The sequence below is a fragment of the Paenibacillus sp. 11B genome (assembly GCF_030487755.1).
GTDB classification, from domain to species: domain Bacteria; phylum Bacillota; class Bacilli; order Paenibacillales; family Paenibacillaceae; genus Paenibacillus; species Paenibacillus vandeheii.
Window position 1 is genome coordinate 265,383 of sequence record NZ_JAUKNS010000002.1, and the last position, 23,481, is coordinate 288,863.

Genomic DNA, 23,481 nt, shown 5'->3' on the forward strand with positions numbered 1-23,481 from the left:
AGTTGTAGAATAAACAAGGTAGCCGCTCGCACTGAACGGCTACCTTTGTTCTTTTATTGAAGTACAACTTAGTCCTTGCTTATTTCAGGACGGAAGACGCTTTTAATTGAGTCTGCATGAAGACCAGTTCTTCAGCCAATTTTTCCAGCCGACTTAGTGCTTCAGTATCTTTAATGTTATTCTCAGCATCAAAATGATCACTATTCAGATAAACATAGCTTGGGGCAACATAGGAGCGGAAAAAGCCTGCAATCGGTTTCAATTGATTTTCAACAACCAAATAATGCTGATAGGTGCCCCCGGTTGCTAGAAAACCCATCACTTTATTGTAAACGCTCTGCACAGGCAATAGGTCGAATACATTCTTTAGTACACCTGTCAGAGAGGATTGATATATTGGTGTGCCGATTACGTAAAAGTCAGCATCAATCAATTTTTGAACCACCGACTGGGTGTCTTCATTATAATCCTCCAATTTGCGGCCATCGCAAAATTCGATCCCTTTATAATCTCTTAAATCTATGAGCTCCACTTCAATTTCTGGATGATTATTTTTCACGAATTGGAGTACCGTATCCACACCCACTGGTGTCTTTGATCCAATCAACGACCCGGACAATCCTATTAATTTCACAACATAACCTCCAATAAGTCGTAGTCATCTGTTAAATTTCCTGCCTACTCTCCCAAAATAATGACTTCCGTCTCCAATTCAATATTAAATTGATCGTACACTCTTTTTTTAATTAATCTAATTAATTCCAAATAATCCTCAGCAGTGGCGTGATCTGCATTAATGATAAAACCCGCATGTTTCTTCGAAATTTCAGCTCCCCCAATGCGAGTACCTTGTAGATTACATTCTTGAATAAGTTTCCCGACATAATGTCCCTCTGGACGTTTGAAAACACTTCCGCAAGAAGGGTACTCAAGCGGTTGTTTGGATTCCCGTTTAAACGTTAAATCCTGCATGACACTGGAGATAACATCCTTATTGCCTTTTTTGAGATTAAATTCGACTTCAAGTATGATGTATTGATCTGTTCGGAAGATACTGTTTCGATAACCAAGCTGCATATCATCTCGGGCGATGTTAACCAGTTCTCCATGTTTAGTAACAACAAGCGCTTGCTCGACGACCTCTTCCATCTGACCGCCATAAGCTCCCGCATTCATATATAAAGCACCACCTGTGCTCCCTGGTATTCCACATGCAAACTCCAGACCCGTTAGACTGTTTTCCAAAGCGATCTGTGAGACGTCGATAATATTGGAACCGCTTTGCGCGACAATCTTGTCACCATAGACCTCAATTTGATCGAATTGGCTCAGAGAGAGCGTGATTCCACGCAGCCCCTGATCTTTAATAATGACGTTTGATCCTTTGCCAATGACAGTCAGAGGTATTTGATGTACTTTTGCAATGTTAACTATGTTAATAATTTCTTCTTTCGTAGTAGGATGAATAAGTATGTCTGCTTTACCACCTAGTCTTATATAGGTATGGTCCTTTAATGGCTCATTCAATTTCAATTTTTCCAAAGGTATGTGATTCTCAAAAATATTCATGACATTCTCTCCCTGAGTTGAAAAGACGTGATTGCACAATCGGCGAACAGAAAACTCCTTCATTGTATGTTTAATATGAGATTTTACTTGGAATTATTCCGAACATCATATCATTTAATCACATTTTTTAACCTCGCCACGGTAATTCGCCATTCTGAAACTGGCTCCGCAGCCACATGACACTTTTGCATTAGGATTATTCATGGTGAATCCCCCTAACATCCCGCTTTCTTCATAATCAATCTCAAGTCCTTCAATATATGGAACCGTATTTGAGTGAACCAATATACGAAATACACCTTTATCTAATAAGATATCCCCTTCTGCTTGCTGTTCATCTACGATAAGGGTATAGGACAGACCACTGCAGCCCCCCTCATCCACCCCTACTCGAAGAAATGAATTCCGGCTATCCGCACTTGCCAGAATTTCAACGATCTTTTCGGATGCTGTTTCACTGACCTGAATCATCGTTTATACCTCCTTGAAACGTATTTTTGGGTTAGACTGGTGTTGTTCAAACGCTGCCCATTAAAATTCTAATGATTTCTTCTGGACTCGTATAAGCATTAAAACATCGATATTCTGCTGCTTGCAGATGGTTAGGAATATCCATGATTTCAAGAGATCCGCTATATAAAACGATCCTATATTTCCCGGAAAATTGTTCTATAAACGGCTCAATATTCTCCAAATTCATATCTACGATGATCACAGTATTATCCGGAAGATGGTTAATGTCACAGATCACATCACGCGTAGCGTCCAGAACATGCAAGGAGGACTCGGTTCGAATCAACAAACTTAAACTTTTAACGATGTGATGCGTGTTTGACAAGACTAACACATGGTTCATTCAGAAAACCTCCGGATAAATGATCGCAATCGCAGGATATTTCTCTTCCTAAATTCATGTTTTTAGTACACCAGTCCATCAAACAGGGTATGAGAGCGGCTAGAGCGGCCCCGTGAATTTAAATTCATACATGATTTGTATAGGATACCGGATACTTAGTAAACATTTTTATTTATAAAGTATAAGCTACAGCTCGCCTTTGACTTTGTCAATATTTTTGTTTAAAATGTATGAAATCATGCAGATTCTGTTGCTTAAAAAGGAGGTTCACCATGAGCCAGGACCAAACGAAAAAGGCTGCCTCAACCAGTACCCGAAAAGCAATCATTAACCTGCTTAAGCAGCAAGGTGGAATGGATGTTGTGGCACTCTCCTCCCAATTTGCGTTATCTGGAATGGCTATCAGGCAGCACTTAAATGCACTGAAAGAAGAAGGATTGGTTACTTTCGAAGAAGAGGCTCGTCCCATGGGTCGACCAACCAAGCTATGGAGACTAACCCCCGCGGCTGATCGTTTTTTTCCTAGTGGATATTCAGAGTTATCCGTCAGTCTGATTAATTCCATGAAAGAAGCTTTTGGAAATGAAGGGCTGGACAAGCTGCTGAGTGTTCGAAATAAGAACATGCAAGACCAATATCTTCAGTACATCGGTGATGTAACTGGCGTGAAGGAAAGACTGGAGAAACTGGCTGAAATCCGAACAAATGAAGGTTATATGGCTGAGGTCAGGGATCAAGGCGATGGTAGCCTCTTATTTATAGAGAAGCATTGTCCCATCTGTGAAGCCGCCGCCGTATGTACCGGGTTATGTAAGAGCGAATTACATTTATTTAAAACGGTGCTTGGAGATCATGTTCATATTGAACGGGGAGAGTATATTATGGCAGGCGGAAGAAACTGTATATATACCGTAAGAGAAAATATGCAGTGACAAGACTGTCGACTTTCCCCTTCTATAAAAATGTGCATCGTTATAACAAAAAAGAACCCCGAGATGAATCTCAAGGTTCTTTACGTTCAGAATGGAAAATAAGTCTAGAAAATGGTTGGCACCATTCCACCATCCATGGGAATTGGAGAAATCTCCAAGTCTTCTAAATAAGCAAGAAACCAATGCGGAAAGTTCCACATTGGTTTCTTGGAGGCATTATTTTGGCGTTATTTTGTTTGTTCAAGAAGACCGATAATAAGCGTAACGGCCTCACCCCGGGTGGCTGTCTGCATTGGGGCAAATCGATTGCCACCAATACCGCCTACCAGACCTGCCTCCACGGCAGAAGCTACATGGGATACTGCCCATGCCGGAACATCCTTTGCATCTTTGAAATCCAGCTTCGCATTGGAATCCGTTGGGATCCCGCCAGCGCGAGCAATCATGGTCACCATCTCCGCACGGCTCAGCGTCTTGCCAGGACCGAACGAACCGTTAGCGTAACCATTGATAATGCCAGCAGATGCCGCTGCTGTAATATATGACTTCGCCCATGAAGGAATCTTGTTATCATCCGTATAGTGAATGCTCTCGCTTACGGTATTCATATTCAGGGCACGACCCAGCATCGTTATGAACTCGGCGCGTGTGACTTTTTGATTTGGACGGAAAGTCTGATCGCCGTATCCATTTACAAATCCAGCCGCCAAGGCTTTATCAATTGCAGATTTTGCCCAGTGCCCGGCTGTATCTTTTATCGCTGGCGTAGTCCCTGCGTTCCCGTTATTGCCTGATCCAGTACCCGGCTCATTGCCAGACTCAGTTCCGTTGCCGGTACCGTTGTTTGAACCGTTACCGGTTCCTGTGTTGCCGCCGGTGCCTGAGGAGCCATTACCGCTGCCTGATCCGTTACCGGAGCCTGAGCCAGAACCCGGATTGGATGTTCCCGGATTGGATGGATCAGTCCCAGGATTTGTCGTTCCCGTTTTCTTCACGATACCGAACTGATCAATAATGAATGGGGCTGCTCCGTTCAGATTTTGGTCAATTTCATACGTGATAGCTGTCAGTTTACTGCCGTCAATCGTAATGCCCACAAAATTCTGGACCTGACTGCGCATTGGACGGCGGTTGTCGTTCGGATCCGGGCCATATTTCTCTGCATGATTTTCCTCTGCACGTTCAAAAAGACTGTAGTAAGCTTCTGCGAGACTTTCACTCTTATTTTTGTAATACACTTTTGGACCCGCTGTTGCCGGAATCAGATAGATTGAGCCATTCGGATTCACAGAGTACTCGATTTTCTCTCCATTTTGCATCTCCGTGATGATCTCTGGCTGACGTGCTTTTCCATTCTGATCGATCGGTTTTGTGCGGGCATAGATATGATCATGTCCCTGAAGAACAAAATCAATGCCCAGCTCCGCCATGATCGGTGCAATCTTGGTACGTAAACCGTTTGCTCCCATGATGTCGGAATCCGTTGCGTGATTTGAGGTCGTGTATGGTCCCTTGTGAATGTTCACAATAATCCATTGGGCTCCATTTTTCTTGGCAGCCTGGACATCTTTCTTCAGCCACTCGACCTGCTCTACTGAAAAGTTGTCATACTCGTCCGAATCCTCATTCGAATTCAGCACAACAAAATGTGCATTGCTGTAATTATATGAGTAGTACGCTCCCGTCTCCGTTGCTGAATTCTCTGGTGATTGGACATTAAAATGATCAATAAACGCATAATTCTTGTCTTCATGGTTTCCTGCGGATGGAACGATGGTTGTGTTCAACAGGCTTTCCTGCGAATGCCCAAGCAGCCAATTCCACTGTTCCTCTTTGATACCATTATCCACGATGTCACCGTTGTGTACGACGAACTGTGCATCCGGTACAGTGGCGAGCGCTTTAGCCAGTGTCTCGGAGGAAAGGATGGCTTCATCTTCTTCCTTGGCTTGTGTATCGGCCAGATCGATGAAGGTAAATTTGCCTTTTTCCGGTGCCGTGCGGAAGGTTCCTGTCTCGCTCCATACTTGCCGGGAAGCATCCCCTACCCGGTAATAATAGGTCGTATTCGCTTTGAGTCCGGTCACTTCCGCTTTGTGCATCAGCTCCGATGGAGCATTCGCAGGCTGGGCAGAGCGCCCTTGAACCGATTTGGCTTGTGTAAAATCAGGTGCTGCAGCTGTTTTCTCCACAACTTGAAGGTTGCTCTCTGTCACTTGATCAGAGGTATACCAGGTAAAACCCTTGCTATTGGTCGGATCTCCATGGAACGTTACCGTTACTTTGCTGACTTTCTCAGGAACAGGTACCGTATCCGATTCCTTGATAATTCCGAAAGTATCCACGATAAATGGTTCTGCATTATATTTATTTTGGTCAATCTCATATGTTATGGCTGACAGCTTGCCTCCATTAATGGTCAAGGAGACAAAGTTCTGTACATGACCTCTGGCCAAACTTGTAGTGTCACCATATTTCCGTGCATGGTTTTCTTCCGCACGCTCGAACAAGCTGAAATATGCTTCACCCAGTTCTGGCTTTACGTTTTTGAAATATACTTTGGCCCCGGCGGTTGCGGGAATCATATAAATGGTTCCATCCGGTTTGACCGAGTATTCAATACTCTGACCATTAAAAGTCTCTGTTATTTTGGACACATCTTCAGCAGTGCCATCGCTCTTGATTGGCTTGGTGCGAGCAAATATATGGTCATGTCCCTGGAGGACCAGATCAATTCCCAGTTCGTTCATGAGCGGGGCGATTTTTTTTCGTTCACCGTTCGCACCAATAATGTCGCTATCTGTGGCGTGATTCGATGTCGTGTACGGACCTTTATGGATGTTAACGATAATCCACTCGGCTCCTGCGGCTTTCGCCTCCGCAACATCCTGCTTCATCCATGCGACTTGCTCGTTTGAGAAATTGGCATACTCGGTTGAATTCTCGTTGGAGTTCAGTACGATAAAGTGGGCTTTACTGTAATCATAAGAGTAATATGCGCCTGTTACTGTTGCGGCACCCTCTGGCTGCTTCACGTTAAAATGCTCGTAGAACGCATAATTCTTGTTCTCATGATTACCAGCGGATGGTGCAATGGTCGTGTTCATCAGACTGTCTTGTGAGTGACCAAGCAGCCAGTTCCATTCTTGCTCTGACGTGCCATTCTCCACAACGTCTCCGTTATGGACGACAAATTCAGCATTCGGAACAGTCGCGAGTGCCTTGGCAAGTGTAGAGCCGGACAGAATCGCCTCATCTTCTTCCTTTGCTTGCGTATCCGTCAGGTCAATGAAGGTAAAGTCTCCATCAACCGGAGCCGTTTTGAACGTTCCAACCTCACTCCATATGTCCAGGCTCTGATCACCAACGCGGAAATAATAAGCGGTATCTGGCATAAGACCCGTCGCTTCCGCCTTATGCACCATTTCTCCCGGGGAGTTAGAGGCTACGGATTCACGTCCGTTGAAGCTTTGGGCCTGACTGAAATCTGCAAGACCTCCCTGGTTAGGTACCACTTGAACAGTGCTCTGTGCAGATGCAAGAGGAGTATACCAAGTGAAACCTTTGGCACTTGTCGCATCACCATAAAAAGTAACCGTAACTTTGCTGATATCCAGCGATGGCGCATTAGCCAATGCTTTAAGCTCCATGTCAAAATACAGGTCAGAGCTACTGTCGCTTTGCTGATGAACTTCGACCGCAATTACGTTCGTTCCATCTTGCAGCTCAGCTTTCAGCGGCTCCGTCAGATCAACATTTTCATACATCACAGGCAAGTCCTGACTCGATGCTGCTTTGGTAGAGTACTGAACCTCACCTTCCGGCATGCCAAATCGGCCAATTTCCACACCATTGACATAGATAACTGCCCCGTCATCAATGCCGAATGTACCGAGAATTTGTCCGTAGCTGTTGATTTGATCTTTGTTAACGTTTAGATTTGTGCGGAAATAAGTAGTGCGGGGTTTTAATTTTTTGTCCAGACCGTAGCTGACTTCTGTTTTGAGAGGTCCAAAATAGGAAGTGCTCACGCCATTGCCGTTGTCCTTATACCCAAATGGAGCCTGTCCCGTTTTCCAGGAGGACAAATCATCGTAGGTACGCCATTCTGTCAGTAAATCCTGACCCTGATCAAAATAAGTCCATTCGACGTTGCGCTGTAACAGAATATCCGGCTCGGAAGACGATGCGGCTTGGGCTGAATTGGCTCCCCCAAATCCCGCGAACCATCCGAATACCAAAGAAAGCGATAACAGGATGGGTAAACACTTTTTGTAGAGGTGACTGATCATAATTCTCTCCTTTTTATGTAAGATTAGTTGGATTATCAAAATCCAAACAGGCCAAGCATAGCAAATGGAAATCAGTTTCCAGTCAGCTTGAAGTAAAACGGTTGTAAACTCTGACATTTATTTATTCTGTTCACGAATGATATTTTAAAGTTAACATAATAATTAATATGGTTCTTAATATCATCGAATGAAACGATACGTCTATTTATAAAGGTTTGATGATTTGGCTTTTAGGAAGTAGACTAATGAGGATAGACTATATAGAAGTTAACACGTTCTGGGAAAGGAGAATCCGAATGTCCTCCAGTGTCATTGATATGCTACAGCTTGAATACCAGCGCTTCTCAGCAAAAGAAAAGGAAATAGCCGATTATGTTATGCGCAATAAATCATCCATTAATAACATCAATATTAGGGATCTGGCTACCTACACCAATGCTTCCATGTCCACCATTACTCGATTTTGCAAAAAAGTAGGTTGTTCCACCTTTGTCGATTTTAAAATTCGGCTTAGCCGTGAAGTGCACCAACCCCGCAATGAAACGGATTTTTTTATACGAACACAACAGATTCACAATGATATTATAAATGCGACCGCGGAAATGCTGGATACCGACAAAATTGAACAAGTGGTCCAGTACATAAAAGAAGCTCGCAAAATTTATGTCTATGGTTTGGGAAGTTCAGGCTTGTCTGCTTTGGAATTCAAATACAGGCTCATGCGGATGGATATCGTAATCGATGCGGTAACCGATTCTCACATGATGATCATGAGTGCTTCTCTTCTGGGCGAAGACGATCTGGTTATTGGTTTATCTAATTCTGGACGAACGTTAGAAGTCAGCGATGCATTAAACGCGGCCAAAAAAAGAGGAAGCAAAGTCGTGGGAATTACTAATTTTGATCATACACCCCTGTCTGAAATTTCGGATTTGTGTATTTTTACCCCGGATATCGGGCGAAACGGAGATGTGAACTTCATCAACAGCCAATTGGCCATTATTTACATCCTGGATGTAATCTCGCTTCTATTACTTGAGGATGAACATTTACTGCATGCACGGCAGCAAACGTTAAAAGCTCTTTATTCTGCTGAATAAACAAACAGCCAACTTGATTCGTTGGCTGTTTTCATGTTTTCTCCTCTTATTTAGCAGAAGGAGAAGACTCCTTCAATTTTGCAATTTCAGCGACAAAACGTTCCGTAATTTGTTGAGGACGCGTAATGGCCCCACCGACAACAACACAATAGACTCCAGCTTCGAGACACGTTGCTGCCATCTCCGGCGTCATGATATTCCCTTCCGCAACAACAGGCGTTTGCACACTTGCCAGAATTTCCTTCAAGGCCGCAAATTGATTATCGTACAGCTTAACCCCTGCTGTCTCCTCTGTATATCCGACTAATGTAGAAGAAATCAGATCAAAGCCGAGCCGTTCTGCATTTATAGCTTCCTCTTGGGTCGAAATATCCCCCATTAATAGAAGTTGAGGATGTTTGGTACGAATTTCATGCACGAATTCATCCAGTGTTTTGCCATCCGGCCGTGCTCGCAGCGTCGCATCAACCGCAACGATCTCCGCATGCACCTCGGCAAGCTCATCCACTTCCACGATCGTTGGTGTAATGAACACCGGATTGGTTCCGTAATTTCTCTTCACAATACCTATGACCGGAAGATCAACCTGTTCCTTAACCTCTTTCACATCAGCCGCCGTATTGGCACGAATACCTATGGCTCCACCTTCTTTTGCTGCGATTGCCATGCGTCCCATGATGAACGAACTATGAAGCGGCTCATGCTCCAATGCCTGACATGATACAACGAGACCGCTTTGTAAACCCAATTTATCTATATTCATTGCAATTACTCCGTTTCCATAATTTCTTCGATTTCATTTTTGATCACCGTTACCTGAGGGCCGTAAATAACCTGCACTCCGTTACCGACCAGGACGACCCCTTTGGCTCCCGTAGCTGTAAGTGCATCCTTTTGAACCTTCTCGATATCCTTCACGGATACGCGAAGCCGCGTTGCACAGCAATCCAATTCATTGATATTGTCTGCACCGCCCAATCCATTCAGGATGGCTATCGATCGTTCTTCCCCTTTTGCAGATGACGGTGTATTCGTTTGCTGACTTTGTGTTTTGGCTTCTGGCTCCGCTGTTCCCTCATCCTCACGTCCTGAAGTTTTTAAATTGAGCTTAACGATCAGAATTCGGAAGGTAAAGTAATACAGGAAGAACCAGACCACACCAATGATAGGAACGATAATCCAGTTGGTTTTCGCATTACCCTGAAGTATCCCGAACAGAATAAAGTCGATTAATCCGCCTGAAAAAGTCTGACCGATTGTAATCTCGAAAATATGCGATAACATAAATGCCAAACCATCAAATACAGCGTGAATCACATACAAGATTGGAGCGACAAACAGGAACGAGAATTCAAGTGGCTCCGTAATTCCTGTCAGGAACGAGGTGAGTGCCGCAGACAACATCAGTCCGCCGACTACTTTTTTACGTTCAGGCTTGGCCGTATGATAAATAGCGAGTGCGGCACCCAGCAGACCAAACATCATCGTGATAAAACGACCTGACATAAATCGGGATGTACCCGAGAAGAATTTCTCGGTTGCAGGGTCTCCCAGTTGAGCAAAGAAAATATTCTGTGTTCCTTCGTAAACTTTTCCCGCAACCTCCATTGTTCCTCCGACTCCAGTCTGCCAGAAAGGCAGATAAAAGATGTGGTGCAACCCAAGTGGACCCAGCATCCGTAAAACAAATCCGTACAACAGTGTTCCGATATACCCAGTTCTATCGACCAAACCTCCAAGCTGCGTTATGCCGAGCTGGATGGTTGGCCAGATCAGGAACAACGCAATACCTATAAAAATGGCCGCAAAAGATGAAACGATAGGAATGAAACGTGAACCTCCAAAGAATCCAAGGAATTGTGGAAGTTCTATTTTGTTGTACCGATTATGAAGCCATGCGGTAACCAATCCGACGACGATCCCTCCGAGCACACCGGTTTGCAGTGTCTGGATACCGAGTACCATACCTTGACCGGCACTAGCCAAATGATCTGCGGCAAGTTTCCCCGAATTGACCAACATCGCATTAATGGATGCATTCATCACCAGATAGGCAAGACCTGCAGCCAAACCTGCTGTACCTTTGTCCGCTCTGGCAAGTCCAACCGCCACACCAATGGCAAAGATCAATGCCAGATTATCAAACACAATACTTCCTGCACTGCTCATCACTGTAAACACTTGCTGCAGCCACGTGATCTGCAAAAACGGATACGAATTAACTGTATTGGCGTTGGATAAGGCGCCTCCAATCCCCAGTAATAGACCCGCCGCAGGTAAAACAGCAATAGGAAGCATGAACGATTTACCAAACTTCTGAGCCTTCTCAAAATATTGCTTCACTGTGATATCCACCTCTCTAAAACTATTTTCATTTACATAATAATTATGAAAATGGTTTTCGTCAACACATATTTAAATCGCTTTCATAACGTGTGAGGTCTAAGGATTTAATGAATAACCTGCTTTAAATATAATTATTTCCAGCGTAGCAAACTTCAGTCTTTCCTGTTCAATGCCAAAAAAGCCGCCAATATGGCGACTTTTATGTGTACGTATTCTTGCTCAACAGTTACTTGCCCAGAACCGGAATATTGCATTATTTTAAGATTCTAGTCACCAGTTTTACTGACCCGTTCATGCCTGAAGGCAGTGATGACTTTCCGTATACATTTTCCAGTGTATTGCCCACTTGAATGGCGATTACATTAATCCCCGGCAAAATATAAGACATGACATTCCAATGATAGGGAGGCCATAAGCGGATGCCAGCATCCTCCCCATTCACATAAAGCCGTGCCGTCTCTCTAATATCTTCCGCTTCCAGCCACAGTTCATCTGCCGGATTCAAGCTGACATTGGACAAGTCCACTTGCTGCGAGTACGATGCTGCTCCCGAATAGAATGGATAACCGGCGGCATTCCAAACTCCTGCCAGTTGTTCCGATTCCACGGTTAATGTAGTCTGATTTTCTATAGCAAATGAACCAATCAGGTAAGCAGGAAAGGAAATGGCAGGCATAGGCTCCAGCAATGAAACCGTGAGAACTTCAAGCTCATTCTCGCCTTTCACGAGGTGTTTGCTAATGTCCACACCATTGTAATGAATATCTTGCCATAGCGATGGTCGGAGTGCTTCCATCCGTACTCCATTAACAAAGATTTCAACATTACGTCTGCGCTGAAGAAAACCGATATGGGATGGAATCTTCTGCTCAATCTCGTCAAGAATCAGCTCCATTTTGGTGAATCGGCGTTCCTCTCCTGATTCGTTTGCATGTTCTGAACCCTTCTGCGAGTTCATAAGCTCGATCCATTCCTCTGTCACGACAAATGTTGTACGGTACGTATTGACTTGACCTGGCATCGCTGCATTCATCCTGGACTTGCGGTCATTCAACGTTACCTGCCATTGATCCAGTACAAGTACGTTGGGTTCTACGGTCTGAAACTGCCAATAATCACCTAAAACCATCACCTCAGTGGAACACTGAGCTTTACCCTTCCCGTGCTCTTGCGGTAAGGAAAATCTATGATCATCGGGGTCAAATGAATCGGTCGCTTGATCATATCTAACCGATAGTACAACTAGCTCCCCCGGTACCAATGTTAGAACAGCATCATGACTTAGCGGGTTCACACTCCTGTTTTCCAAATCCCATTCTTCCATGTAACCGTTCATTCGAATCGGATCGAATTGAATGGACACGGGCTGCTCCGACCAATTCATCAGCCATGTATACACGTGGGCTTCGAATGTTCGTTCAACACGAATTAGATCCTCGCTGTGCCCTTCAACTTGTGTCCAAGCAATGGTCGGTTGTACCGTCAGTAACTCTTTTAAAAGAACACAAAACTTCATAAGGGTATCATTATGATGTGGGTCCTCGTCCGCTTCTTCTTCCACTCCCTCATCTTCATGGACTGTATTGTTCATGGAATAGAATAGGCTGTGCCCTTTGCCAACTGCTTGTAATTTTCCGTGCTGAGGATTGGAACCAAATAGTACATTCATAGGTTTCAATATTTCCGGATCTTGCCGCAGGACTCCACTATCACGAGGAATTGCCCCAACCGCAATAAGCGTTCCGCCATTGTTGACAAAGGATACAAGCTGTTCTGCGATATCCGTGGACATAACCGTAATTTCAGGCAAAATCAAAATCGAATATGCGTTTAGATTACCGGCATACGGATATCCGTCAGCATGAGCATTCTTTACCTCTCTCAACTGGCACTCATCTACATAATCGTAATCAATGGAGCTGCGCAGCATACGATCAGACAATAAGGAGAACAATTGATCCGCAGTTGGATGCTTGTTCGATTCACCGGATACGAACATATGCTCATACACCGTATGGATCGGTGACAATAGCAGCACTTCCGGTATGCGCTTCGTGGAAGCCCCCAGTACACTCAGACGCCCAAGATAATCGGCAAAAGCCCGATAATGAGGCCAGTGCGGAGCATGCTTGAATTCAGTAGGCGGGAAATCCGTTTTTCGATATCCTGCAAACGAATAATAGAATGCATGCGGAATAAACAGATTCACACCCAGAAATGCCATGAAATTGGCATCAAGCCTCCTTTGTCGCATCGCGTAGGCATGACCACTCGCACCAAAGGACTCGCAGATGACTCTCTTTTTCCCATTCAGCTGAGCGACAGACGCTGCGGTCTTTACGGATACGATACGATGCGGATTCTCCCTTGTACCGATCCCATGTGTCAGGTAGTCCACACCTGCATAATGGAATTGTTGCAATACGCGGGTTTGATTGCCCTGCGACCGAGCCTGCCCCCACACTGGCTCCTCCAGTGTATGGCCAATATACAGCAGACTGTGTGACTCGCACCACGTACGAATAGCCGCATGATACCCTTCGACATACCAACGGGTAATCGTATCATAATAATCTTGCCTCACAGATCTGTTGCCATCAACAATCCCATATAACAAAGCGCCTAAGCAGGGAATTAGCTCATATCCGTTCTCCTGTTGATAGCGTCCCGCCATCCCGTGTGTCCACGCAAACACCATTCCGGGCAAAGTTGCGTTCACATCTTGAACCGACGTTCGAATGGCTTCTACGCCAAAAAAACCATCGTGGATCATGAGTCCAGGTTCATCCGTAAATACGCCTTGAATGGTCGCACCGAAGTGTGGCTGTAATTGCTGAAACGGCTCATAAGCCCATTGAATGAAAGCCTGAACGGCATCCGGATTCAAGGTGTCCAGGTAATAGCCTTTTGCAAACGTGATCCCTTCGGCAATTTCACAGGACCAACAGGCGAGTATGATATAATCATCGTCCGAATCCGGTTTCCATTCCTGCCCATATAACGCTGTAATATCTTCCGGTTGATCATATATCAGCCATTCCCCATCTTGCTGGATGGCACGATAAACGAGAATAGCGATGAGTTCATTGTTACCGTAGGAGACAAAATCGAGAGGTAACGTTCCCTGTTGTGCTTTGTATAAGTATCTTCGTTCCTCGACCCTCAAGTATCTCATCCGATATTCGGGATGCCGCCTTGTCAGCTTACCGCCAAGCGTTCCGCTCGGCCAATTGTCCTCATCATACAGCCAGACCACCATATCGCGCTTCTCGCATTCCTTTGTGCAAAATTCCAGCGTATCCATGAACTCTTCGGACAGGTACGGGGTTTGCATTCCATGACGTGCATGCAAAACTACGCCGCCAACACCCGCTTCATACATGGATTGAATTTGGCTTTCAAGCTCAGCCTTGGTGAAATTATGATTTAGAAACCAAAAGGGTTGCGGCCGGTACGTTGCGTCAGGATTCTTGAATTGCTGTTGTAATTCATCAATGTTCGTGATTTTCATTTCCACATTCATCACCTGATCTCATCATGATTTTGATGCAGATGCTGTGGTTAGTAAAGGAATGAAAAATCCACCCACGACCGAACGATTTTGGAAATTCAACTGCTTTCCAGTGATGGTATCATACCAGTCCGTTACGGGCACACGGCTCGATGTCTCATTCATAAAATCCCAAAGTGGTGAGATCATCTGCCCAAACTGGGCTTGCGTTTCACTCATGGAGGCACACCATACGAGCCAATCGGACTTGGTATACGTCTCACGGCTATCCAGCGGTATGCCGTATCGATTCTGTTTTAGCTGATAATATGCCAACTCTTTGGCAGCTACTTCTTTCGGAAAAAGATTGAAGTCGAGCAGACGGTCCCATACCAGATTGTATTTCATGCTCCACGATTCATTCGAGCTGTCAAAAGTCAGCTTGTAGTGATCTTCTGCATTTGCCATGGATTCCCACTCATCTGCCATTTTCTCTGCTGCTTCACGGTAAACGACACCATCGGGCAAACCAAGTTCGGCGCTCATGTAGGCATAAGCGGCAATACCCAAAATCGCTTTAATCGACAGGTTCGCATTGTGCGCAAGATGTCCAGCAAAGTCGTCGGTGCACAGCTGATTGTCCGGGTCCAGACCATGCTGCAGCAAATACGAAGCCCATGTGGTCAGAAGCCCCCAATGCTCACGTGCAAATTCCACCTGCTGCTCATATTTGCATACCGCTGCTGCCATCAGGAGCATATTGCCACATTCCTCGATAGGCATCTGATATTCAAGCTTGTTCTCTCCGTAAACCTGACCATTGGCTTGAGGATAAGTTCCGACGTCATGCGGAGCAAAATCAAATGTCCAATCCGTGCTCTCCGCATACCTATAGATTGGGCGCATCATTCCTTTGACCAATTCGGGATTATACCTCAGGAACAACGGAATCGACGGGTAGCTCACATCCACCGTAGCGATGCAGCCGTTACTGAAATTCTCTTTGGAGAAAAATAATACTTCTCCCGCTTCGTCAGCAACCAATTTATGTGCAGCAATCGCTTGCCGATAGGTCAGTGCCAGGATGTCTCTATATTGGTTCCCGCCTGCGGCCTGACTTTCCGCTAAAAGCTCCTGATTAAAGCGATTGCACCGCTGTACAATCTCTTCATATTGCTCCGCTGCTTTTGCCAGCATTGCATGGAATGTCACACCATCTTTCTTCCAATACGCATTCAGCGGTTTGTGAAAATATTCAATCGCATGAATATCATCATAGGCGAGCATCAGATAGCGTGTGGCTGACTCTTCATGGATAGATCCCATATCCATTTCGGTTGCCATAACAGGCATATCGCCAGTGATGGACCGCGGCTTACGAGAGTCATCTTCTGTCTTCAAACGACCCGTTCGGGCATACTGTTCACGGCTGGATACCGAATGAATGACCGAATGACTTTGAGAAGTCTGCTGAACCACCAGATACATATGTCCCCAGTCTATTCTCGTATCATCGCCGGCACGTTTTAATACAGGCTGTTCCACTGTTCCCATGGACAATGCATGCAACTGCTCATTGATTACATGAGATGCCCAGGTAACCTGCTGATCAGGGGAATGTACACACCATTCACCTGTCACATCAAAATAGATTTTCACGTGATGGCCCTGACCGTCTATCGCTCTAACATGGAACGTAACATAGGTCACAGGTCTGGATAACAACTCCAGATCATCGAGCAATAGTGGCGTGGTAAAATGAACCTCCAGCTCGATGCCTTCTCCTTCAAAGGTGTAACGGGTAGTTACAGGCTCAACGGTAAGATTCGTCTGCATGAGCGCATCCGGCTCGTCAACGGCTGCATCTTCACGAATACCTATTTTTCCCATAAACCTTCTGATTTTGCCGTCAATGGCAATCATGCCGACCATGCCCTGCGGATGGTTCGTCCAGTGCCGAGTGGTATCATCATAGAGGTGATCGGCAGCAGACCATACGCTAAAATAAGGGTCTACCGTGATCAACGGAACCGATGGTGGTCTAAACGTCGTCATTGGTTACATCTCCTTCAATTCATTTTTTCCAACATAAACGGTGCTCCTGATTCAAAAGGGATAGGCTTTGCTCGACTTGTTGACCAAGGCGCTGCAAAGCCTATGTGACTCCCGTGCTAATCGGTAACCTGCCCCTTCGGCATTAGTTCGGCATTTGAACAGTTACGATATCTTTTCCTTTCAGGTTCTCATTGGTGAACTGCATCGCTTGATCGTATCCGGTCTTCCGAAGCTGATCCCTGAGATCGTTGATAATGCTAAGGGCCGCTTCATCTGATTTTGCGAAAATGGCTTCCTTCCAGGCATCTCCCATCCGGTCCATGGAAGGCTTCAGCATTTCCCATTCCGGTGACTTGGTAATCACATCGCCCGGGTTATAGGCTGTTATTACGTGAATACCATTGGGACGCAGGATTTTCCGGGCATTTTCCATGGCATCGAGCCGATCCTGATCTGCCCAGATGTCTCCGCCTGCTGCCGAGTTGATGCGATCTAAACCCGTGATCGATTCCAGTCCGATGCTGATGCCCACACTCTTGCGAACTTTACCGGATTGATCTGCTGTAAACTTGTCGAACCATTCCTGGTTCGGTACAGGTTTGCCGTCCTTCATATCCCAATGAACCCCTTGAACTCCGTACCGGGCCAGCATGAAGCCTTCGTCAGATGCCATGTAATCGAGGAACTTGAGTGCTGCATCTACACACGCACCCTTGCAGCTACTGGTGATAGCCGTTACGTTGTTTCCTTGAATGCCAAGATCGACAGGCCGACTCGGATCAACATCTGCCCGTTCCAACGGTCCGATCGGGATGTAATCGCTTCCAGGATGGGAAGTAACATATTCTTTGGAGGCGTCCAAAATGGCCGGGTAATGTGCAGCAAGGATAGCAATGCGTCCTTGATTGATTTTTTCCTTGGCGATGGGATCGGTCTGAGTAAAGGCTTCGGGGTCCATCAGCCCTTCTTCAACCAGTTTACGATAGAACAGCGTGTATTCTTCATAACCTTTGGTGAAAAAGTTATGCTCTACCGTTCCGTCACCTTTGTCTACATAGCCTGCGCCCGAATAGAACATCGTGTTGCCGATACCCACGGACCATCCGTTACTGAAGCCGCCCAGCGGAAAAACGGGCTGACCGCTCTCCTTCAGATTGGCATCTTTAATTTTTTGGAGGAAGTTATAGAAGTCTTCCTTGGTCACGACAGACTGTGGATCAACGCCGACTTTCTCGGCAATGTCTTTGCGAACATAGAAGCCATACAACCAATCCATGCCATCTTCGTTCGTCGCAGGCTGATTTTGTAAGAGTAAATATTTCTTACCGTCATACGCATCTATTGCTTTTTCATAGAGTGCTGGCGGTACATTCTCTTTCGCAATGGATTTGGCCAGGTTCGGATAATCTCCCAATTTATCGGATATATCAACCAGCTGCCCTTCTTTGGCAGCCTTGATGATTCCGTCCAGCTCACCTCCCCATGCAGGCCCGGTGTAGATATCCGGCAAATCTTGTGTAGCGAAGATCTGGTTTACTTTCTCCGTCTCGCTGCCTTTTGTATATTCCCACTCCAAGGTAACACCCGTTTTCTCTTTGATCACTTCCTCCACAGGTGTCATTCCATTATCCGATCCGCCCGAGCCATTCCAATTATGCAATATTTTGAGTTTAGTACCGTTCTCCCCTTCTGTTCCTTCCCCGTTCCCGGATGAACTCGTACAGCCGCTCAGCAAACCTCCAACCATGATGGACACGAGCAACATGGATACACCTTTTGACCAAATGCTGTTCAAACCAATCGCCTCCTTGAATATATGATCTGGTCAAGCTCTAGCAATTTCAGGCCAAGATGATCTACCCTTTAACCGAACCGATCATAACCCCCTTCACGAAATATCGTTGCAGAAACGGATATATACATAAGATCGGGAAAACCGTAATGACCAGCAAAGCCATGCGAAGGGACTCAGGGGTTGCTCCAGCTCCGCCGACACCACCAACGGTCTGCCCACCCTGCTGTGCTGCACGCTGCATCGAATTGGATAGCGCCTCTGCTTCGGTCAGCATTTCTTGCAATAGAGTCTGCACCGGGATCAAATCTTTGTTGGATACGTAATAAGCGCCTGAGAACCAGTCATTCCAGTGGGCAACCCCAATAAAGAGCGAGATGGTTGCCAGTACCGGTCCGGAGAGAGGCAGAATGATTCGTATAAAAATTTGAAAATCACCATACCCGTCAATTCGGGCGGATTCCTCCAGCTCTTCCGGTATGCCTTGCAGAAACGTTCGAATAATGATGATGTGCATGAAGTTGAATAGCATAGGCAGAACGTACACCCAGAAGCTATTGATCAGATGCAGCTTTTGGAGTGTAATGAAGAACGGTATGAATCCCGCACTGAAAATCGTGGGCAAAAAGATGTAAAAGGTAAAAAAGGAGCGACCAGGCAATGATTTTTTGGAAAGTGCATAGGCCATGAGTGTACACAGCACAACGTGGAGGAAAGTACCGAGCACGGTGCGCATAATCGTAATTTGATATGCCTTCCAGATTCGTGCGTTATCGAATACCTGGGCATAGTTATCCAATGTGAATTGGCGAGGAAGAAAATAAATTGCCCCTTGCATCGAGTCCTTACCGTCATTCAGTGAATAAGCCAAAATGTAAATAAACGGGTAGATCATGGAGAATCCAACTAAAGCAAGAAAGGTATAGTTAAGCACCGAGAATAAGGACCATTTTCGTTCCATAAGGTCACCTCCTTAGAACAGGGATACATCACTGACTTTGCGGGCGATGCGATTGACGGTTACAACCAGAATGAGTGCGATAACACTTTGGAATAGTCCGACAGCTGCAGCGTAACTGAGACGCCCTTCCCGGATACCGGAGTTAATGGCGTGTACGTCCAGTACACTGCCCAGACTTGCGGTCGCCGGTCCATTCAGGAGAAGCAGTTGTTCATATCCCGCGCTCATCAGACTGCCCACGGCGAGTATGAATAATATGATGGCCACATTGCGGATACCCGGAAGCGATATGTGCCACATCTGCCTGAAGCGTCCTGCACCATCCATTTTGGCAGCTTCGTAAAGCTGCTGATCAATACCCGCAATAGCAGCCATAAAAATGATGGAATTCCAACCGATATTCTTCCAGATGTCCGAACCAACGATCATCTGATAGAACCACGTTGGATTGTTCAGGAACTGGATCGACTCCGCTCCAAATGACCCCAATAAGTCGTTGACTGGACCCCCATACGGCGTTAGAAGCCGTTGCATCAGAGTGACCACAACGATCCAGGATACGAAATAAGGCAAGTAGGAAAGGGTCTGAACCGTCTTTTTGAATTTGATCATTCGGACTTCATTTAACAGGAGTGCAAGAATAATCGGCATCGGAAAACCAATCAGCAGTTTCATGAGACTGATAATGATCGTATTACGGATGATGTCACCGGATTGGTAATAATTGAAGAACTGTTCGAAGTACTTTAGGCCAGCCCAAGGACTTCCCGTGAAACCACCAATGAAGTTGTAATCCCTGAAAGCAACCTGGATTCCATATAGCGGCACGTAAGAAAACAGGAAAAACCAGACGATGCCGGGCAGCATGAACAAATAAAAGAGCTTATGCTGCCAGATTCGCTTCATCAATCGATTGTTGCTCTCTCGTGTCTTGATCACATTCCCACCTCTCCTTTCTTATAAGGGACGGAGAATCGCCCCAGCTATACCTGGCTTAACTTCAGTCTTATCGTAATGATTTCAAATGGTGTGAAGGACAGAGCGATCTCGGATGCTTCTTCAATTGGAACGGTTGAAATCATATTTTCCATAAGATCCGTCGTCCAAGCATCTGCTACCTGAAATCCAAGTTGTAATGCTGTGGAGGCATGGGTTCCTGAAGTTTCAAATAGACGGACGATGATGTCGTCACCCTCTTCGGCTTTTTTGACCGATTCCACCATGATGTGCGGATGATCTGGTTGAAGAAATGCTTTGGAATACGGGAGCTTACCGTTCTGCTTCGCAGATCCAGATGATAAGGAAAGCGTTCGAAGCGGGATGTTCAGTTCATTACCTCTTCGATAGACCTCAGCCTGAACATGATTGCCTTGATGCGGATATAACGAGTAGGTGAACTTATGCTCCGCATGATCTGCTTCGGGGTCTGGGTATGAGCTGCTGCGCAGCAAATTCAGATCAAGCACATTATCGATGGCTCGATGACCATATTTACAATCATTCAGCAGTGCGACTCCATAATCCGGCTCCGATAAGTCAATCCACTGATGAGCGCATATCTCATCCTTGGCGAAGTCCCACATGGTATTCCGATGGGTCGGTCTGGTCAAACTGCCAAATTGGATCTCACAGTGAACCTGGTCTGTACGGATATTCAGCGGGAATGAAGTACGGAGCATTTTCCCATGCTCTCTCCAATCGACAGTCGTCTCAAAATCAATGCGTCTGCTTCCTTCTGTCAGAACGACAGTCTGGACCAGAGCGGATTCTCCATAGTTATACTCGAAAATCAACCCAACTTTGGGACCATCACGAAGCTCGTGAATGTCATGAAGCGTTAATGGCATACCCGTATGCGCTGAATAGTCATGACTGAAATCCCAAGCATCTCCCTCGTCGTGATACACACGAAGTGCATTTCCCGGATAGCCTTGCGGAATGACTTCTCGAGCTTCTGCCTTGTCCCGGATGGAGATGATAGCTCCGTTCCGATCAAACCTTACGATGAAGGTGTCATTCTCCACGACACGCTCATTAGCAGAAACCTGAAATCCCGAATCCCGCATTCCCGGGACCACCTCAGTGGAGGATGCAATTTCATCCATAGCATCCTGGCCCACATGATTAGATATCACGGTATATCCCATGGACGGCACCTGAATTTGGCGCCAGCTTCCATTCGTGTGAAGCCACTCCTGACGTTCCCAAGGCAATGAATTGAATATCACCACGGAGGAGTTGGGTAAGGAATCGACATTTGAAGAGATCTGGTCTGCCAAATGACTGTAGGTTGCATTGATCATATTTTCAGTCTGCTCCAAAAGTTCTTCGTATCTTAGGAGTGACTCATCGTACACTCTCTTGATTGAAGACCCGGGAAGGATATCATGGAACTGATACAGGAGGACTTCCTTCCATATCGTTTCCAATGTCTCGGACGGATAAGACTTACCTATCTGGGCAGTCACCAGTACAGAGGCGAACTCCAATTCGCGCAGCGCCTTCTCCATCTTTCGGTTATATCGTTTGCTTCGGGCTTGACTGGTCAACGTTCCTTGATGTTTTTCTAGGTAAAGCTCCCCGCGCCACGTCTGGAATCGCTCACGCTCTTCATTAAGTCGTTCAAAAAATTTCCACGAAGGTTCCTGTATAACAGGAGACAAGCCAAGCAGGTTCTTCTCCCGTTTCAGCCGCTCCAAATGTTCCTCACCTGGCCCACCGCCCCCATCTCCTATACCAAAGAGCATCAGTGCATGGCTGGATACATTTTTGTCCAGGTATTCCCGCTCAGCTTTGACGATCGAACGCGGAGCTGCCGGACTATTGTAGGTATCCTCAGGCGGCATATGTGTTAATACCGCTGAACCATCAATCCCCTCCCACAGAAAGGAATGATGGGGATGTCGGTTGTACTCGCTCCAGGACAGCTTCTGGGTCATCATATAATCCACACCTGATTTCTTTAACAACTGAGGCAAACTTGCCGAATAGCCGAATACATCAGGCATCCAGAGTGATTTCATTTCCAGACCGAATTCCTGTTGAAAATAACGCTTGCCATACAGAATCTGGCGTACGAGTGATTCACCACCAGGCACATTGGTATCCGACTCCACCCACATGGCCCCCTGCGGTTCCCATCTACCTTCACGTACTCGTTCCTTGATCTGATCATACAGCTTGGGATAATGCTGCTTCATCCAATCGTACAGCTGCGGTTGGCTTGCTCCGAACACATAATCGGGATAACGCTCCATCATGCGGAGCACTGTGGAGAACGTTCTAGCTCCTTTCCGGATCGTTTCACGGATCGGCCATAACCAGGCCAAATCAATATGGGCATGACCGACAGCGCTTAGGGTTAAGACCGGATCGCCTCCCTGCATGCTCAGCTGTTCATTCAGTCGTTTCTTCGTTTGCTGGACATAATCTTCGGAGAATTCTGTCAACTTCAAAGAAATGTCATATAGCGTTTGAAAAATTTTCTCCTTACGAGCGGAACCTTCATGGAGCTGCTCTGCCGTTTCCAAAAGCACCTCGGTATCATAATAGAGATCCCGAATATCTTCCCTGCAGTAGGCGATGACGGCCTCTTTCAATGTTCCACCGCGATACTTGCCGAACAGATCGTTATTGCCTGCATCTGCCCACACTTCAACTTCCTGCCCATTCACAGACATCTCCTGGAGCTGCACGACTCGTTTACCAGGCAGACCTAGTGAAAAATCAAACTCAGAGTTAATGGTAGTTAATCCCTGGATCGGTGAGCCTTCATGGTCAACCAGACACAGCTCACCGCTGACATCCAGCAAGAGGACTGCATTCTGATGTCGTTCGCCTGCCCGTAGACGGCCCGCAAAGCGGAACCAGGCACAGTCCCATAAATCCCCCCATTGTTCTCCTTGCGTAAGAGTCACTTTTGTACCGGACATCCGTTCCTCGTATGATACGGGCTCTGGGGTAACCCATGCCGTCACTTCCAACTCGGCAATCGGCTCATATATGGCTTCCCGAAGTTTGTTTAACATCTGTTTTAACCGTTCAGGCCTTATCGGTTCGTATGGCATGCTAGTGTACTCCTCTCTGTT

The 23,481-nt window shown here is 46.0% G+C and carries 15 protein-coding genes; 2 read left to right on the forward strand and 13 right to left on the reverse strand.

Annotation, left to right across the window (positions count from 1 at the left end; genetic code table 11):
• Window positions 1-79: 79 nt before the first annotated feature.
• The 4 genes from Q0V21_RS09735 to Q0V21_RS09750 form a co-directional block, all read right to left on the reverse strand.
• Entirely contained in the window at window positions 80-634 is a 555-nt protein-coding gene (locus Q0V21_RS09735; RefSeq protein ID WP_301878655.1) for an NADPH-dependent FMN reductase, read from the reverse strand.
• 44 nt (window positions 635-678) lie between these two features.
• Window positions 679-1,569, reverse strand: coding sequence for a UDP-N-acetylmuramate dehydrogenase (gene murB, locus Q0V21_RS09740; protein WP_301878656.1), 891 nt, complete (start codon window positions 1,567-1,569; stop codon window positions 679-681).
• A gap of 114 nt (window positions 1,570-1,683) precedes the next feature.
• The gene (locus Q0V21_RS09745) at window positions 1,684-2,040 is read right to left on the reverse strand and encodes a HesB/IscA family protein (RefSeq protein WP_301878659.1); all 357 of its coding nucleotides are present in this window, start codon (window positions 2,038-2,040) and stop codon (window positions 1,684-1,686) included.
• 46 nt (window positions 2,041-2,086) lie between these two features.
• Window positions 2,087-2,425: a hypothetical protein gene (locus tag Q0V21_RS09750; protein ID WP_301878660.1), complete on the reverse strand. Its 339-nt coding sequence runs from the start codon at window positions 2,423-2,425 to the stop codon at window positions 2,087-2,089.
• A gap of 272 nt (window positions 2,426-2,697) precedes the next feature.
• Here Q0V21_RS09750 and Q0V21_RS09755 point away from each other — a divergent pair, with 272 nt between their 5' ends.
• The gene (locus tag Q0V21_RS09755) at window positions 2,698-3,357 is read left to right on the forward strand and encodes a helix-turn-helix transcriptional regulator (RefSeq protein WP_301878662.1); all 660 of its coding nucleotides are present in this window, start codon (window positions 2,698-2,700) and stop codon (window positions 3,355-3,357) included.
• Between the two features lie 227 nt (window positions 3,358-3,584).
• Here the strand turns inward: Q0V21_RS09755 and Q0V21_RS09760 are convergent, their stop codons facing one another.
• The gene (locus Q0V21_RS09760) at window positions 3,585-7,649 is read right to left on the reverse strand and encodes an S-layer homology domain-containing protein (RefSeq protein WP_301878664.1); all 4,065 of its coding nucleotides are present in this window, start codon (window positions 7,647-7,649) and stop codon (window positions 3,585-3,587) included.
• 296 nt (window positions 7,650-7,945) lie between these two features.
• Here Q0V21_RS09760 and Q0V21_RS09765 point away from each other — a divergent pair, with 296 nt between their 5' ends.
• Window positions 7,946-8,749: a MurR/RpiR family transcriptional regulator gene (locus Q0V21_RS09765; RefSeq protein WP_179132574.1), complete on the forward strand. Its 804-nt coding sequence runs from the start codon at window positions 7,946-7,948 to the stop codon at window positions 8,747-8,749.
• Between the two features lie 46 nt (window positions 8,750-8,795).
• Here the strand turns inward: Q0V21_RS09765 and Q0V21_RS09770 are convergent, their stop codons facing one another.
• The 8 genes from Q0V21_RS09770 to Q0V21_RS09805 all read right to left on the reverse strand — a co-directional run bounded on the left by Q0V21_RS09770 (window position 8,796) and on the right by Q0V21_RS09805 (window position 23,460).
• Window positions 8,796-9,512, reverse strand: coding sequence for an N-acetylmannosamine-6-phosphate 2-epimerase (locus Q0V21_RS09770; protein ID WP_079344502.1), 717 nt, complete (start codon window positions 9,510-9,512; stop codon window positions 8,796-8,798).
• A gap of 5 nt (window positions 9,513-9,517) precedes the next feature.
• Window positions 9,518-11,092, reverse strand: coding sequence for a glucose-specific PTS transporter subunit IIBC (gene ptsG / locus Q0V21_RS09775; protein WP_301878666.1), 1,575 nt, complete (start codon window positions 11,090-11,092; stop codon window positions 9,518-9,520).
• 256 nt (window positions 11,093-11,348) lie between these two features.
• Entirely contained in the window at window positions 11,349-14,606 is a 3,258-nt protein-coding gene (locus Q0V21_RS09780) for a glycosyl hydrolase (protein WP_301878668.1), read from the reverse strand.
• A 24-nt stretch (window positions 14,607-14,630) separates the two neighbouring features.
• Entirely contained in the window at window positions 14,631-16,640 is a 2,010-nt protein-coding gene (locus Q0V21_RS09785) for a glutaminase family protein (protein ID WP_301878670.1), read from the reverse strand.
• 142 nt (window positions 16,641-16,782) lie between these two features.
• Window positions 16,783-18,435: an extracellular solute-binding protein gene (locus Q0V21_RS09790; protein WP_301878671.1), complete on the reverse strand. Its 1,653-nt coding sequence runs from the start codon at window positions 18,433-18,435 to the stop codon at window positions 16,783-16,785.
• Window positions 18,436-18,496: 61 nt separating this feature from the next.
• Window positions 18,497-19,393, reverse strand: a complete 897-nt coding sequence (locus tag Q0V21_RS09795; protein ID WP_024631734.1) for a carbohydrate ABC transporter permease — start codon at window positions 19,391-19,393, stop codon at window positions 18,497-18,499.
• Between the two features lie 12 nt (window positions 19,394-19,405).
• A complete protein-coding gene (locus Q0V21_RS09800; protein ID WP_024631735.1) occupies window positions 19,406-20,332 on the reverse strand; it encodes an ABC transporter permease in 927 nt (308 codons plus the stop codon).
• 44 nt (window positions 20,333-20,376) lie between these two features.
• Window positions 20,377-23,460 carry an alpha-mannosidase gene (locus tag Q0V21_RS09805; RefSeq protein WP_301878672.1) on the reverse strand — a complete coding sequence of 1,028 codons (3,084 nt, stop codon included), beginning with the start codon at window positions 23,458-23,460 and terminating at the stop codon, window positions 20,377-20,379.
• Between the last annotated feature and the right edge of the window lie 21 nt (window positions 23,461-23,481).

Coding starts and splice junctions, on each gene's coding strand:
- murB (WP_301878656.1), bottom strand. CDS start 1,569: ATGAATATTTTTGAGAATCACATACCTTTGGAAAAATTGAAATTGAAT.
- Q0V21_RS09745 (WP_301878659.1), bottom strand. CDS start 2,040: ATGATTCAGGTCAGTGAAACAGCATCCGAAAAGATCGTTGAAATTCTG.
- Q0V21_RS09750 (WP_301878660.1), bottom strand. CDS start 2,425: ATGAACCATGTGTTAGTCTTGTCAAACACGCATCACATCGTTAAAAGT.
- Q0V21_RS09755 (WP_301878662.1), top strand. CDS start 2,698: ATGAGCCAGGACCAAACGAAAAAGGCTGCCTCAACCAGTACCCGAAAA.
- Q0V21_RS09760 (WP_301878664.1), bottom strand. CDS start 7,649: ATGATCAGTCACCTCTACAAAAAGTGTTTACCCATCCTGTTATCGCTT.
- Q0V21_RS09765 (WP_179132574.1), top strand. CDS start 7,946: ATGTCCTCCAGTGTCATTGATATGCTACAGCTTGAATACCAGCGCTTC.
- Q0V21_RS09770 (WP_079344502.1), bottom strand. CDS start 9,512: ATGAATATAGATAAATTGGGTTTACAAAGCGGTCTCGTTGTATCATGT.
- Q0V21_RS09780 (WP_301878668.1), bottom strand. CDS start 14,606: ATGAAAATCACGAACATTGATGAATTACAACAGCAATTCAAGAATCCT.
- Q0V21_RS09785 (WP_301878670.1), bottom strand. CDS start 16,640: ATGACGACGTTTAGACCACCATCGGTTCCGTTGATCACGGTAGACCCT.
- Q0V21_RS09795 (WP_024631734.1), bottom strand. CDS start 19,393: ATGGAACGAAAATGGTCCTTATTCTCGGTGCTTAACTATACCTTTCTT.
- Q0V21_RS09805 (WP_301878672.1), bottom strand. CDS start 23,460: ATGCCATACGAACCGATAAGGCCTGAACGGTTAAAACAGATGTTAAAC.